Raw genomic sequence first — 15,099 nt, 5'->3', positions numbered from 1 at the left:
TATGCTATGGATACAATAATTCCTTTTGAGGTAAACAAAGATAAGGCAAAAGCTAATGTATTAATAGCATCTCAAGGAAGTAGGTTTAAAGACTCTTTAGTTCAAGGAATACTAAAACATTATCAACAGGATTCTATTTATTTTAAGGTCATTGATGTGTATATGTTGTTTACCGTACCAATCGATGAGTGGGATGCCATTATCATGATCAATTCATGGGAGTATTATGACCCGCCTAGCAATTTAACAAAGTATATAAGAAAGTATCCTGATCGATTAGATAAGTTAATTATTCTTTCTACTGTGGGGAGTAGTAATAGGAGCCTTGAGGATATTGATGTAATTTCAGGAGAATCCATTATCGAAAAAGTCCCTGATTATATGAGTATCATAGTAACCCAGTTGAACAAAATAATTGAGTGAATAAAATTAATGCGTAGAAGATGGATAAATTAGTTAAATATGTAGTTGGGGTTATTTTTTTATTAGGGTGTTCCTCGAGCCAATTGGTAGAGAATTGGAAAAACCCTGAATTCGATTCTTTTGAGGCCCAAAAAGTATTGGTCATAGGCATTACTACAGAAATAGATAATCGAATTTTTTTTGAAGAAAAACTAACTTCAGAATTAAATAATAATGATGTTAATGCTATTAAGAGTTATGAGTTTTTTGAAAAACACTATACCAAATTTCCCAAAACAGAAGAAGAATTAATGCGATTAGAATCACAACTTTTGGAACAAGGGTTTGATGCCATATTGTTATCCAAAGTATTAGGGGTAGAGGAAAAAGTAACCGTATTATCTGCGACACGAAATTTGGATAGAACTTTCAGTAGTTTTAGAGATGATTATTATTACTATCAGAAAATTTATCATGATGATGATTATTACCAGAAGTATAAGGTGTTTCATGCAGAATCATCATTGTATTGTATCTGTCCTGATAAAGAACGAGAACTCATTTGGAAAGGTGCTATTGATATAACAGAACCCGATCATTTGAAAAAGACAGTGAATGATTATGTAAAAGTATTAATGTGGGCACTTAAAGAGCAGCAGTTATTAATCGTAGAAAAAGAGAAAAATGAAAATACTAATATATAGTGCAAAGGATTTTGAGATTCCGTTTTTAGAAAAAGCAAATAATGATCAATTTAGAGTAAAATATATTGCGGATAGACTTACACCTAAAACAGCACGTTTGGCATTAGGTTTTAATGTAGTCTCAATTTTTTCGTCAGACGATGCATCATCTAAGGTGTTAGAGTTATTATGGGGGTTCGGAGTAAAATATGTTATACTACGTTCGGCGGGATATGATAATGTCAATTTGAAAACAGCAGAACGATTGGGTATGAGCATTGCAAATGCACCAGACTATTCGCCCAACGCTATTGCAGAACATGCTGTAGCATTGTTACAGACCGTAAATAGAAAAATTATTCTGGCAGACACACAAGTACATAACTATAACTTTCTGTTGGATAATCTCATAGGATTTGATTTGTATAAAAAGAAAATTGGGATTATCGGAACCGGAAAAATAGGTAAATTACTAGTGAAAATTATGCATGGTTTTGGTTGCGAAATCCTTGCAAATGATGTCAATAAAGATGATAGTTTGTCCGAAAAATTTGATGTAGAGTATGTCACTCTAAAAAATCTTTGTAGTAATAGTAATATCATCATTATCGCTGTGCCGCTTACTACAGAAACTCATCATATGATTGATACTAAAATAATCGATTGTATGAAAAAGGATACAATCCTTATAAATATTGCAAGAGGAGCGATTGTTAAAACAGAAGAGCTAATACTGGCTTTAAAAAGTAACAAGATAAGGGCATATGCAACTGATGTTTATGAATACGAAGATGAGGTGTTTTTTTATGACCGCTCTCAAAATAGACCTAAAGATGTATTGCTAAAACAACTCATTGACTTGCCTAATGTTGTATTAACACCACATCAGGCTTTTGCGACACAAGAAGCACTGACAAGTATTGCACAAATAACATTTAGTAGTATTATATGTTGGCAAAATGAGAGTACTTCTCCCTACGAATTAACAGAAGAATTAGTTATAACACGGGACTAAAAACTTTTGCTATTCCTTCCTTTAATCGATCTAGCCAAGGTCTTTTACTAAAATCACTATAATTAAGTTGGATACTTTTGCTACATTCTTCGATAAAATTGTTTTTAAGATCTAATGCAAAGTTATCGTCAAAAATTACAACATTGACCTCATAATTTTGATCAAAACTTCTAATATCCATATTCGCGGTACCTAACGAGGAAATAGTGTCATCTGCAACCATTGTTTTGCTATGTAAAAAGCCATCCTGAATTAAATAAATTTTTACGCCAGCCTGTAGTAATGTTTCAAAATAGGAGCGCACGCACCATCTAACGATTTGGTTATCTGAGTTATTCGAGAGTAACATTCTCACATCAACACCACTAAGTGCTGCTACTTGCAAGGATTCTATAATCGAATCCCCAGGAATAATGTATGGATTGGTAATATAAATGTAGTCTTTGGCATCTGTAATCATCGAAAAAAATAATTGTCTAATAGCAGAAAAGTCTGAATCGGGACCACTTTGTACAACCTGTGCAGAAGCCTTTCCTTTTTTTTCAAATACAGGAAAAGGCCCTAAGTTAAAGATATGATCTTCATTGGTAATAAAGTGCCAATCCATTGCAAAAACTGCCTGAAGACTGTTTACAATCGGGCCTTCTAATTGCAGATGCATATCGTTCCAAATGCCTAAATGCCGATCGCCCTTCACATATTTATCTGATACATTGATTCCTCCTGTAAAAGCAATGTTAGTATCAATTACAATAATTTTACGATGGTTGCGATAATTGATAGAGGATAAAAATTTGCCAAATTTCATAGGCAAAAAACTATAGACCTGAACACCTATTTTTTTGAGCTTATTAATATAATCTTTACTTAATGAAATACTACCGATACCATCATAGAGGATTCGTATTTGCACCCCTTCCTTAACTTTTTCTTTGAATAAGGCAAAGAAGCTATCTGTAAGTTCTCCTTCTTCAAAAATATAGTATTGAATATTAATAAAATGGGTGGCTTTTTTTAGCGCGTTAAATATTGCCTCAAAAGTTGTTTCTCCATTCTTAAGAAGGTTTACTTTATTTCCCGAAGAAGGAGTAAAGCCAGAATTTTTTGAGATAAGCTCAATTAGTTTTTGATGTTCATTATACTCAAAATTAGTAATATTAAAATGATGATTTTCGACCTCCTTTAAATAGGTGTTGATTTTTTTGGTTTTTTTTTGATGATAGAGTTTTTGTTTCCTACGATTTCTTCCTAATAAAAGATATAATAATATGCCTCCAACCGGAATAGTAAAAATGGCAAGAAGCCAAGCCAATGTTTTGGTTGGACGGACACCATAGATAATTAATTTAAAAATAAGTATGGCTCCCACCAGAAGATATAGGATTAGTAGAATAACGAGTATCATTGCCAAAAAGAATTTGTTGGGGATCCTAATTTCTAAGAATTAAAAGCGGAACTCTGGTTTTATAGCTAATTCTTGATGTGTTTGAGCCCTGAAAGAAACGCTCTAAAAAGGTTTCTTTATGAATAAACATTGCATTCATATCAACATTCATGATTTGCATAAAACAGTCAATAGCCAGTACGGTAGGAACATTTGTTATAGAATGAAAGGTATGTTGCGTGTCTTTAAAAAAATCCTTCATATTTTTTTTATCATCAAATTCGGATACGGTTAGCGTATCATCTTCTTTGATTTTGAGAATTTTAAGGGATGTTTTGAACTTTGTCAAAATATCTGTGAGAGGTTCAATACCGTTTTTAGAAAAATGATCATTATAATCTATCGTATACAATATTTTTTCTGGAGTCTTAAAGGTATATCCATCCGGAATAGCCAAAATAGGGCAGTTTATATTTCGAATCACTTTAATAGTGTTGCTTCCAAAAATTACTTCTTTCGCTCCTGTTGCTCCATTTGTACCCATAACTATTAGGTTAATATTTTTTGATTTTACAACTTGCTTAATGGCATCTGTGAACATATCGTAATCCGTAAGTGCAAAAAAAGTATATCCTTGAGTATTTGTTCCCTTCTTTAATTTGTCAATTAATAGTTTTAGTTTTTCTTTCGTATCATGAGTTACAGAATGATGAATTGAAGCATTTGAAGGGGCGGACATCAAATCATCTGTCATATACGCTGACGCTTTTTCTACGTGTAAAATATAAAATGTGCATAGCTCATTTTTAAATAATTTTAAGGCATAATCAATGGCATTTTTTGCATTTTCAGAAAAATCGGTTGGTAATAAAATATTTTTCATAGTATAAGATTTTAATACTATAAAAGTATGGTAGTAGATAGTTGGTAACTATGATATTTGTCAATTTTACAAGGTGTTATCCGTTGATTGATAATGCTTTGTGTTCATCTTATTTTAAGATTTTATTAATACTGAATTATCTCGATGATTTTGAATGGTTGATATAATAAATACTATTATAGTTGACAACCAGTCAATATAGTTTTGATGGGTTTTATAACCCGAACATAGGTATATGAGTCGAAGAGTAAGAAAGCAGCTATACTTATTGTATCCCTATGTTTTATTTGTTACCATATTGAATATATATCATTCATTTCAAAAAAGCTCAGGGTTTTTGTAGAGCTAATCAACGAGATCAGATCAAGTTTTCGAAGTATGATTCTCAAAAGAACCTTTAGTCTTAGATAATGGGGTGAAATATCAATAAAGTGTTTATTTTTAGGTGTCTAAAACCTTTTATAATATTGGTTTTTAATTTGACTGAGAGTGTAAACTTCTCTTGAGGTCAGAGTTGTATTTCTTGTGTAAGAAATCATAAACTATTAATTCATAAAAACGTTGTTGAGACCTAAAAGCTCTATTCACCAACATATGTATATAACTACTAACAAGATTGTTTATTGGGATTTCTAAGGTCTGATTCTTTTGCTGATGTAATAGCTGTGTAACAATTCTTTTCGTTTTATTGGTCTTGTCAAATAAAAGAGCGTCTAAATATTCATAAACCTCATTATTCGTATACGTAGCGTTTAAGAAAATGGAAATCTCATTCTTAATACCTCCATATTTTTTGTTTAGTTGTTTGTTGAGGTTTTTGTCAGCATTAAATTCTTGTCTGAAACTATCTTTATTTCTAGAAACTATAGTATTTTTTTCTTCAATAGTGAATTTAAAATCGTTTAATAATTGATGTACGGCCTTTAGTATAAAGAGGAAATATAAAGTTTCATCTTCTATCATTGATACTGCATTCACTAGCATTGTACTCTCATGGTAGAACAATTCTTCTGCCAATTCAATAGTCTTGCCACCGTATCTTTCTATTTCTCTAGCATAGGTGTCAACCTGAACTTTATAAATAATATCTTCTTCAAGATATGGTTTTATCATTTTGTTAATTAAAAGAATAACCTCATTAATTTTTTTTGTTTCGGTAAGATGAAACCTAATTCTTAAATGATAATCTGGGTCATTGTATCGTATAAAAAACCATTGGTCAATATGATTAGTCTCTACTAATTTTTCTACCAGTGGCTTGATAGTTTCTGTCAATATTATATTTGCCATTCTGGCACCACAATAAAGCTTGTAATACAACCATTCATCACCTAATAAGAATATTCTCTTCATGTTCTTTTCTTTTTGTTTTGGGTATCTTTAGAGTTTATTGAGATGCATGCCTTTGTTGATGTTGCTAATTTTTCAGCGTTATAAAATGAAAAGACAAATTGATTGGTGTAATTATTATTATTTTCTTTTACCAGACTTTCTTCTGTAAATAAGAATTCTTCAACTATAAACTGATATCTGTTTTTAACAATATCAAGAAACATTCTAATAGATGAAACATTACCTAGATCAATAAGTAACGTATTATCAAAATCAATTAGTTGAACGTATCTCGGTATTTTTAATAGGTCCCGCCAGTCGGTAATTGCAGTAAGAATATCTTTGTTATTAGTAAAGTCAGTTAGCAAAAATTCAATACGGTCTTTAGTTATTTTCCAACGTGCTTTTGAGAGAATAAACTCTTTATACTCAACACGAGGTAGAAATGTATTTTTTTCAAGTAATTCTCCCCACGAAAATCCAATAGCACTTCTTATATTTTGTTGTTGCATATCGCATAGGAAATTATAAATGGGTAGTGCATTTTTTCCTTTATAATTGTGGGCATTGGTTAATTTTGGAAGAATTTCTTGATTATATTTTTTAGATCTGAGAATAATTTTGTCGTATTGTACCGAAACCATTAGGTCTTCTATTGGTATTTGTTTTTCGGCTGATAGATTAGATTTTCCGAGGTAAGGGATTTCATAATTTCGAATTGCTTCTCGACGTATTACATTACCAGTTCTTGACTCGGGCAAGTGAACAATTTCTGCCAAAAGCTTATTCTTTTCTATCTTTTGTTCTATTTCTGCAATATTTTGTACATGATTTTTTATTTCAGTATTTCCTGTAGAAAACCTGCCTAAGAGATTTGCAGCTGATGTCCCACCCATTGAAGATACTATGATTTTTCTTTGACCATTTAACAAGACTAATTCACCCATTGATGACATGGTATCTGGTAAGTCATTCCAATTAGTATCGAAGTTTTCGAAATCCTGGTCATGTAACTGCAAGGTATAGGGATCATTACTTTTTGTGATTTCTTGCAGCTTTTTATTTAAAATATCAAGAATCGGATTCCATGAAGAAGTAGTTTGGTCATTTTTTCTTTGTGGAATATGCAAGTCCTCAAGAAATGGGGTGTGGTCTGCAGCTTCTCGATTTTGTATATATCCTATGCCTACCTCTATGTCTAGCACTTTTGCTAAAGGAATTTCTCGGGTTTCATATCTTTTGACAAAGGCATTCTTAAATTGATGTAGATCTGTGTTTTTAGGAGGTAAACTAAGTTTGTTAAACAAGGTCATTACCCGCCCGATTTTATATGCAATCTGTATATCTAATTCATTAGATAATAACTTAGGGTACATATCGGTCTGGAAAAGGTATTTGAGCTCAAAATCAACATTCAGTTCTTTTACTTTTTCACTATTCTCTTTATATAGATGGGTAGCATTACCTAGGGTTTGGTCGATCGTGTTTAGAAATTCTTGAAAATGATTGATTTTGGAAACAAGTTCAGTCGTGTTTTTGATCCTTTTTAAGCAATTGTTAATCTGGGATAAAAAACCCATTCCTGTAACTGAAGGTTCTAATTCGCTAACCAGTATTTGATTGTCAATGAGTTGATAGATAAAATCTTCTGCCTCTTCTAATGAGATCTCATCATCGATTAGTAGCTCAGCTATTTCAGAGATTTTTTTTCCTTTTTCACAATTTTGTAATATGATTTCTAGATAAGAAGTATGTGTTACGGCTTCAATACTGTGTTGTCTTCTATTAAAAGAATCGTAGGTGTACTCAACATATCTATATTGATTCCCTATTTTATATAAGCTATTGTTTGGATACCATTTTAGTTGTTTTTTGATTGCTTCTTCTTTAGATAATTTTTGTGAGAAGGCTACTAAAAAATTCATATCAAACCGAGTCTGTCTTTGGTTATCTGTATGCGGTTTTAGTTCAATATGTGTTGATTTCGAAAAATGACCCATGCTACATCCTGCAAATAACCCAAAAGGGGTACATCGAGAGGACATTCGTGATAGGTATTTAAGTAGCGAGAATTGTAAGCGTTGTATTTTTTTTTTGTCTTTTAAGTCTCCCAACAACCACTTATCTATTTCTGAAAACAATTCTGGTGATGCAAGAAAAATAGCTTCTTTTATGGTATCATTACTCCAGATCTCTTTGAGTTTTTTAGTAGAGATTTCATTCTCCTTAGTTAAATCAAAGTAAAAGTTTAATGGCAGTAGAGGGGTTCTTAAGCAAAATACATCAAAAAAGGTATATGGATTTTTTTGTTTCAATGGTAAGTATATAGATTAGCCCTAAATTAGTAAAAAACAAATATACATAGCTTTCTAAGTAATTCAGTGTTGCGTTCTATTTTTTATGCAGATCCATTACACTAAGAAAATAATTGGGGACTATCTAAAAACCAAGAAGTTTGTTATTTTTCTTTGGTTATTTCATGTTTAGATCACAGAGACTACACGTTCAAGCTTCATTCCTCGAGACCCTTTGATTAGAATTGTACTTTTTTTATTTTGTAGGTTTAATTGCCTTTCTAAATCTTCAAAAGATTTGAATTTACGAACTCTAGAATCGTCACTAATAGTGGCAAAGAAATTTGTTCCTACTAAAAATATTTCATCTATAGTAGTGGTGCAAGTATGATTTACTATTTCTTGATGCTCATTGGCAGCGTCATTACCCAGCTCAAACATGTCACCAAGAACAACAATTTTAGATTCATAATGTGATTCAGAAAAGCTGTCAATAGCCGCTTTCATACTAGTTGGATTTGCATTATAGGCATCAAGTATAATAGTGTGTTCTCCTTGTTTAAGGATTTGGGAGCGATTGTTTGAAGGTATGTATGCTTCAATAGCTTTCTTTATTTTATCTATTGGGATTTTAAAATAAGCACCAATTGCTATTGCAGCTGCTATATTTGTAAAGTTATAGGCCCCTATAAGATGAGTATGAATTTGTATATCTTCATATCCTACAACTACAGTAGGCGAGGTGTTAAGTAATTTTACGGTCACATCTGCTTGCTCAGATATTGAAAAACTAAAAGTATCTATTTCTAAAGATGCCTTTTTTAATTTTGGATCATCAATATTTAGAAAGACTAATTTGTTATTTTTCTTTAAGTTTTTATAGAGCTCTGTTTTCCCTTTTAAAACACCTTCGATACTTTTAAAGCCTTCTAGGTGGGCTTTACCTATGTTGGTGATATAGCCGTAATCAGGGTTGGTAATTTCGGATAATAATGCTATTTCTCCAACATGATTCGCTCCCATTTCGACAATCCCAATTTCGGTACTTGTATTCATCGATAAAAGTGTAAGGGGAACGCCTATATGATTATTCAGATTACCACTTGTTGCACATGTTTTAAAACCAGAAGAAAGCACACTATTAATTAATTCTTTGGTAGTTGTTTTTCCATTACTACCGGTAAGTGCTATAACAGGAATTTTAAGATGTTGTCGGTGATATAGTGCGAGGTTTTGTAATGTTTTTAGCGCATCAGTGACAAGAATATGCTTATCAGAAATTTGATATTTCGGATCATCAATGATAGCATAAGAAGCTCCTGATTCGACTGCTATTTTTGCATAAGAATTACCATCGAAGTTTTCTCCTTTTAGAGCAAAGAAAAGCGTGTTTTTTTCGATTTTTCGAGTGTCCGTGCATACTCCTTTACTAGAGAGGAATAATTGATGAAGTTGATGAATAGTCATTAATTTTTGAATAAAAAAAAAGCCTTGACACACTAATGTTCAAGGCTTTTATGTTATAACGAACTTTTAGTTGTATTCTTTATTGTTTTGGTTTTTGGTGTCTAGGTGTTTTCTTCTTTTTAGCTTTTGTTCCAACACGTGACATAGCATTCCTGAAACCAATATAATCAGTAGACATATCCTGAGGCATAAATCTTCTTTGCGCAGGATCTAACCAATAGGCTCTATCTTTCCAAGAACCACCTTTATACACTCGAACTTCTTCTCCTACAATGGTTGTTCTTTTACTAGATTCATCATATCTTCTGTCCATTTTTGTGCTATCTTCTGCATCAGGACCAACATAATGAATTGGTGCATTATACATTCTTCTGTTTGGTATGTTTTGATCTTGATACCCTTCGTAATATCTTGAAGAACTTTTATCACCATCACGATAATTTCTGTTATCACTTTCTGTGAAATTAGTTCTCATATATGTTTCTTGTTCATCGATAGGAACTTGTAAAATACCACCTGGTAGCACACGTGCTATTATTTTTCCATTACTTAACGTATCGTATACAATAGAATCGGTCATTACAATTTTAACGGTTCCATCAGGATTTATAGCATTTTTGGTATATACATTACCTCTATAGTAATTAAAATCGTTGTATTCGTCATCAACAATAGGTCTGTATACATCTGCTACCCATTCTGCAACATTTCCAGCCATATCGTATAATCCAAAATCGTTAGGATTGTATGATTTTACAGGAGCTGTAATATCAGCACCATCATCACTCCATCCTGCGATCCCTCCATAATCTCCATCACCTTGCTTAAAGTTAGCTAATTGGTCTCCTCTGGTTCTTCTTTCTCCTGAACGAGTATATTTTCCAGTCCAAGGATATTTTTTTCGTCCTCTATAGATGTTATAACTTCTAAGTTCTACTAAACCAAGAGCTGCATACTCCCATTCTGCTTCAGTCGGAAGTCTGTACTTCGGTAAAAGTAGACCATCTTTACGTTGTATATATAAACCTGTAGAATCGTTTGTTTTTGCATATCGCTCAGAGGCTCTACCTCCTCGAATAGCTTCATCATTACCTCCATAGGTTTGAGAAGGAGCGTTAAGGTATGTTTCTGTATCAAAAGTACTCTCAGCAGAAACATCTTCAAAAGGTGCATTTTGTTTAATTACATCTTCTTCTTCTAAGATTCTTTCATTTACTCGGTTTGTTCTCCAGTTACTAAATTCAATAGCTTGAATCCAGTTTACACCTACGACAGGATAATTGGCATATGCCGGGTGACGCAAATAGTTATTTGTCATCATTTCATTAAATCCAAGTCGATTTCTCCATACCAGAGTATCAGGAAGTGCTCCGTAATAGATATTTCTATATTTTGGCTCTGTAGGAGGGTAAACACCCTTTAACCAATCAAGATATTCTAAATACATTACATTAGTTACCTCAGTCTCATCCATGTAAAATGACTGAACGTGCTGTTGGGTAGGTGTGTTGTTCCAGTCGTGCATTACATCATCCTGCACGCGTCCCATAGTGAAGGTACCACCTTCAATGAACACTAAACCGGGGCCCGTCTCCTGTTCTTTGTAATTTACTGCTGCTTGAAAACCACCGTCCTTGGAATTGTATTTCCAGCCTGTGGCTCTTGAACTGTTCCCATAATCGTTCTTGGAACAACTGAGCATTAAAACACTAACGGCAAGAACCATCAGTGACCTAAAAATAAACGCGTTTCTCATAATTTTAAGTTCGTTAAAGTAGAAATTAGGGCTTGCAATATAAATAATAAACGTTAAAATTAGCCTAATTTTTTCAAAATATTATCAAATCACAATTTTTCATGAATTTGTGATGACTTTGGATTAACGAAATATTTCTGCATTTATTATTTCATCCAATAGAAAAACCAAAAAAAATATTCCATAAAAATAATGAGATCCTCTTTAGTGTTTTTGAAATAAATATGCTTTAAATAATGTATCCCCAAAAGCTAAAGGTAGAAAATAGAATTCATTAATTACTTAGAAAAGGAAATAAATCTTTGTTATGTTATTTTGCGGTATTTCTTGCATTGATTAGGCTACACTTAAAAAGCTTATTTACTTATTAATATAGTATGTTACAGAAATGTTATTTGGTTTTGTTACTTTGAGTAAGCAGAATTGCGTTATTCTATTATTTTTGTATGATCTGTTTTTATTGATATTTGTATTTGTCCTGTTTTTGTTGTGTATTGTTAAAAATTTGTTCTAAAAAGCGATTAAATACTTGTTGATTTTAACTTTTGTTACGTTTTATTTTGTTAATAATTTAACAGTTTGAGTCTTCGAGTGTTGATGTTTCTGCCCAAAATCAGTGAGTTTGACATGTTTTTGTAGTTTTTTTTTAACTTTTTTGATAAAAATAATTCGTGAAAAAACATATGAAAGGCAAGATATCTTGAAAAATACCGTTTACTAGAAAGTATTTCAAAAAAATAAGATCACATTAATTTTTAAATAACTAAATAACTATATATTTGTCGAACTCAATTTTTAATGGATATGAAAAGAACAGTCATCCTTAGTCTGGTACTTAGTACAATTTTAACGATTAAGCTTCAGTCTCAGGAACAGAATAGAGCAATCACTACATCTACTCCTTTTTTATTAATAGCATCAGATGCCAGAGCAGCAGGATTGGCGGATCAGGGTGTTGCTACATCAGCAGATGTATTCTCTCAACAATGGAATCCTGCAAAATATGCTTTTATCAAGAATAAGCAGGGAGTTGGTGTAAATTACACCCCTTACTTAAGTAATCTAGTTAATGATATATTTTTGGGGAACATTAATTATCATAATAGACTTAATGAACGAAGTGCTGTTGCAGCAAGTTTTCGTTACTTTAGTTTAGGAGAAATTGAGTTCAGAGAAACAGCAGATCAATTAGGTTTGATACAAAAACCTAATGAACTTACAATAGATATCTCATATGCTCTGAAATTAGATGAGCGTTTTTCTATGGCAGTTGCAGGGCGTTACCTGCGTTCTGATTTAAGATTGTCAACAACTAATAGTGATGATACTGCACCCGGATCTGGTTTTGGAGTAGATATTGCAGGTTTTTACAGAAGCGATGAGATAGCTTTTCGTTCGTTTAATGGGCGTTGGAGAGCAGGTGTGTCTGTGTCTAACATAGGTCCAAAAATTAAATACGACGATGCAGGACAAGAGAATTTTATTCCTACTAATTTTAGGTTAGGTGGATCGTTTGATTTTATTTTTAATGATGAGAATAGAATTACACCATCAATCGAATTTAGTAAATTATTGGTTCCAACACCGCAAGATTTTGATGGTGACGGAGTAATAGGTGTAGAAGATACTAATGAATATAATGAAATAAGTGAGTATTCAGCAATATTTTCTTCTTGGGGAGATGCGCCTGACGGTTTTAGTGAAGAGTTAAAAGAGATTATTTGGTCTCTTGGTGCTGAGTATATGTATCAGGATGTTTTCGCATTTAGAGCAGGGTATTTTAATGAAAGTGAAGAAAAAGGGGCTCGTAAGTTTTTGTCTCTTGGTGCAGGTTTCAAGTATAATATTGTTAATCTAGATATATCTTATTTGTTTTCTACCTCTGCGGTTAGAAGCCCATTAGAAGGTACGCTACGTTTTGGTCTTTCCTTTAATTTTGGAGATGAGTATTATGACTAAATTAAATATCGTAGTGTCTTTACTATGATCAGTTTAAAATAAAAACAGAGGAGCATCAAATATAATATTTGATGCTCCTCTGTTTTTAGAATATAGTACGTATAATAAAGGAGTTGTGTATAACCGATGTTTTGATGCAGTAGATTAATCAATGGATTGTGAGTTTTTGAGCTTTATTGTGCGGTCTATGTGGTATTATGCTAATATTAGGTATATTGACGACCTAAAATATAGGTAGAGAAAAGACAAGTTTGTCCTTTAATTGTAAAGTAGTAAAACAGATAATAAGTGAAAGAGGTAGAAATAAAATCTATTTTAGAGGTTTATGATGACTTTGATGAATTGCCTGGGGATATTCAGGATTTAATGAAGAAGTCAATGGAGATAAGGGATAAGGCATATGCGCCTTATTCTGATTTTTTTGTAGGAGCAGCGCTTCTCTTAGAAAATAAAGAGATCGTTTTAGGAAATAATCAGGAAAATGCTTGTTATCCTTCGGGATTATGTGCAGAACGTACGGCGTTATATTATGCCGGAGCTAATTTTCCGGATGTTCCTATTATTAGGATGGCTCTTTCGGCTAAATCATTAAAATATCAATTGTTAACTCCTACTCCTCCATGTGGAGCTTGCAGGCAGGCAATTGCAGAATATGAGGTGAAACAAAAAAAGCCAATTGAGATATATTTTATGGGAGAAACAGGAAAAGTGGTTAAATCTTGTTCTTTGTCTAATATATTGCCACTTATTTTTGATAATTCATATTTATAGCCTTTTTATTCATTTTATCGAGAAACTCCTTTCTCCTTAATATCGAATATATTATTTTTGTTTTTCGTTTATTAAAAATTTAACGAAATTATTATTAGGTACTAGTTTTTTTGAACTAGTTTTTTTACATATACACCAGCACTATATATAGATGAAAAAGATTACCAAAAATGTTTACCTGAATTGGTACGAAGAAATGCTTTTCTGGAGAAAGTTTGAGGATAAATTAGCTCAAGTTTATATTCAACAAAAAGTAAGAGGGTTTTTACACTTGTACAACGGTCAAGAAGCAATATTGGCTGGAGCTTTGCATGCAATGGACTTAGACAAGGATAGAATGATCACGGCTTATCGTAATCATGTGCAACCTATAGGAATGGGAGTGGATCCAAAACGTGTAATGGCAGAACTGTATGGTAAAGGTACAGGTACTTCTCAAGGCTTAGGAGGTTCAATGCATATATTTTCTAAAGAGCATCGATTTTATGGTGGTCACGGGATTGTTGGTGGTCAGATACCATTGGGAGCAGGTTTAGCATTTGCTGATAAATACCACAAAAGAGATTCAGTAACGTTAACCTTTATGGGAGATGGAGCTACTAGACAAGGTTCTTTGCATGAAACATTTAACTTAGCCATGCTTTGGAATTTACCAGTAGTATTTTGTGTAGAAAACAATGGGTATGCCATGGGTACTTCTGTAGAGAGAACTGCAAACCATACAGATATCTGGAAACTTGGATTAGGGTATGAAATGCCTTGTGGTCCAGTTGATGCTATGGACCCTGTCAAAGTTGCAGAAGCATTTGACGAGGCAATCACAAGAGCCAGAACTGGTGGTGGCCCAACATTTTTAGAATTAAAAACATATAGATATAGAGGACACTCTATGAGTGATGCTCAAAAATATCGTACGAAAGATGAGGTAGCAGAATATCAAAAGATAGATCCTATTACCCAAGTTCTGGATATTATCAAAGAGAAAGAATATGCAAGTGAAGATGAAATTGCTGTAATAGACAAAAGAGTGAAGGAAAGAGTTGCAGAATGTCAAAAATTTGCAGAAGATTCGCCTTTCCCAGAAAAGAATGTAATGTACGATGTTGTATACGAACAGGATAATTATCCATTTTTATCCCATAAACCACAATAG

Annotated in this window: 12 protein-coding genes; 6 read left to right on the top strand and 6 right to left on the bottom strand. The window is 32.6% G+C overall.

Annotated features, from left to right (window positions below):
• The first annotated feature begins 6 nt into the window (after nt 1-6).
• The 3 genes from DZ60_RS0117025 to DZ60_RS0117015 are packed head-to-tail and all read left to right on the top strand — an operon-like array spanning nt 7 to nt 2,100.
• Nucleotides 7-423, top strand: coding sequence for a hypothetical protein (locus DZ60_RS0117025; protein WP_034230005.1), 417 nt, complete (start codon nt 7-9; stop codon nt 421-423).
• A 20-nt stretch (nt 424-443) separates the two neighbouring features.
• The gene (locus DZ60_RS0117020; RefSeq protein WP_025743234.1) at nt 444-1,106 is read left to right on the top strand and encodes a hypothetical protein; all 663 of its coding nucleotides are present in this window, start codon (nt 444-446) and stop codon (nt 1,104-1,106) included.
• On the top strand, nt 1,087-2,100 hold the full coding sequence (locus DZ60_RS0117015) for an NAD(P)-dependent oxidoreductase (RefSeq protein WP_025743233.1): 1,014 nt from the start codon (nt 1,087-1,089) through the stop codon (nt 2,098-2,100). The genes DZ60_RS0117020 and DZ60_RS0117015 overlap by 20 nt, the downstream gene beginning before the upstream one ends.
• Here the strand turns inward: DZ60_RS0117015 and cls are convergent.
• The 6 genes from cls to gldJ all read right to left on the bottom strand — a co-directional run bounded on the left by cls (nt 2,084) and on the right by gldJ (nt 11,216).
• Entirely contained in the window at nt 2,084-3,505 is a 1,422-nt protein-coding gene (gene cls, locus DZ60_RS0117010; RefSeq protein ID WP_025743232.1) for a cardiolipin synthase, read from the bottom strand. The genes DZ60_RS0117015 and cls overlap by 17 nt on opposite strands.
• A 25-nt stretch (nt 3,506-3,530) precedes the next feature.
• On the bottom strand, nt 3,531-4,367 hold the full coding sequence (locus DZ60_RS0117005; protein ID WP_025743231.1) for a universal stress protein: 837 nt from the start codon (nt 4,365-4,367) through the stop codon (nt 3,531-3,533).
• Between the two features lie 474 nt (nt 4,368-4,841).
• Nucleotides 4,842-5,720, bottom strand: coding sequence for a thiopeptide-type bacteriocin biosynthesis protein (locus DZ60_RS0117000; RefSeq protein ID WP_025743230.1), 879 nt, complete (start codon nt 5,718-5,720; stop codon nt 4,842-4,844).
• Entirely contained in the window at nt 5,717-8,014 is a 2,298-nt protein-coding gene (locus DZ60_RS0116995) for a lantibiotic dehydratase family protein (protein WP_025743229.1), read from the bottom strand. The genes DZ60_RS0117000 and DZ60_RS0116995 overlap by 4 nt, the downstream gene beginning before the upstream one ends.
• Nucleotides 8,015-8,182: 168 nt before the next feature.
• Complete coding sequence (locus DZ60_RS0116990) at nt 8,183-9,460, bottom strand: UDP-N-acetylmuramoyl-tripeptide--D-alanyl-D-alanine ligase (RefSeq protein WP_025743228.1); 1,278 nt, start codon at nt 9,458-9,460, stop codon at nt 8,183-8,185.
• Nucleotides 9,461-9,539: 79 nt separating this feature from the next.
• On the bottom strand, nt 9,540-11,216 hold the full coding sequence (gene gldJ / locus DZ60_RS0116985) for a gliding motility lipoprotein GldJ (protein ID WP_025743227.1): 1,677 nt from the start codon (nt 11,214-11,216) through the stop codon (nt 9,540-9,542).
• An 804-nt stretch (nt 11,217-12,020) separates the two neighbouring features.
• Between gldJ and porV the strand changes: the two genes are divergently transcribed.
• The 3 genes from porV (at nt 12,021) to pdhA (ending at nt 15,099) form a co-directional block, all read left to right on the top strand.
• Entirely contained in the window at nt 12,021-13,175 is a 1,155-nt protein-coding gene (porV, locus tag DZ60_RS0116980; RefSeq protein ID WP_025743226.1) for a type IX secretion system outer membrane channel protein PorV, read from the top strand.
• Nucleotides 13,176-13,463: 288 nt separating this feature from the next.
• The gene (locus tag DZ60_RS0116975) at nt 13,464-13,946 is read left to right on the top strand and encodes a cytidine deaminase (protein ID WP_025743225.1); all 483 of its coding nucleotides are present in this window, start codon (nt 13,464-13,466) and stop codon (nt 13,944-13,946) included.
• A gap of 151 nt (nt 13,947-14,097) precedes the next feature.
• Nucleotides 14,098-15,099 carry a pyruvate dehydrogenase (acetyl-transferring) E1 component subunit alpha gene (pdhA, locus tag DZ60_RS0116970; RefSeq protein WP_025743224.1) on the top strand — a complete coding sequence of 334 codons (1,002 nt, stop codon included), beginning with the start codon at nt 14,098-14,100 and terminating at the stop codon, nt 15,097-15,099.

The sequence above is a fragment of the Aquimarina pacifica genome, assembly GCF_000520955.1.
GTDB lineage: Bacteria > Bacteroidota > Bacteroidia > Flavobacteriales > Flavobacteriaceae > Aquimarina > Aquimarina pacifica.
The sequence above is the reverse complement of the archived record's forward strand: the minus strand, read 5'-3'. Positions and strand labels throughout refer to the sequence as shown.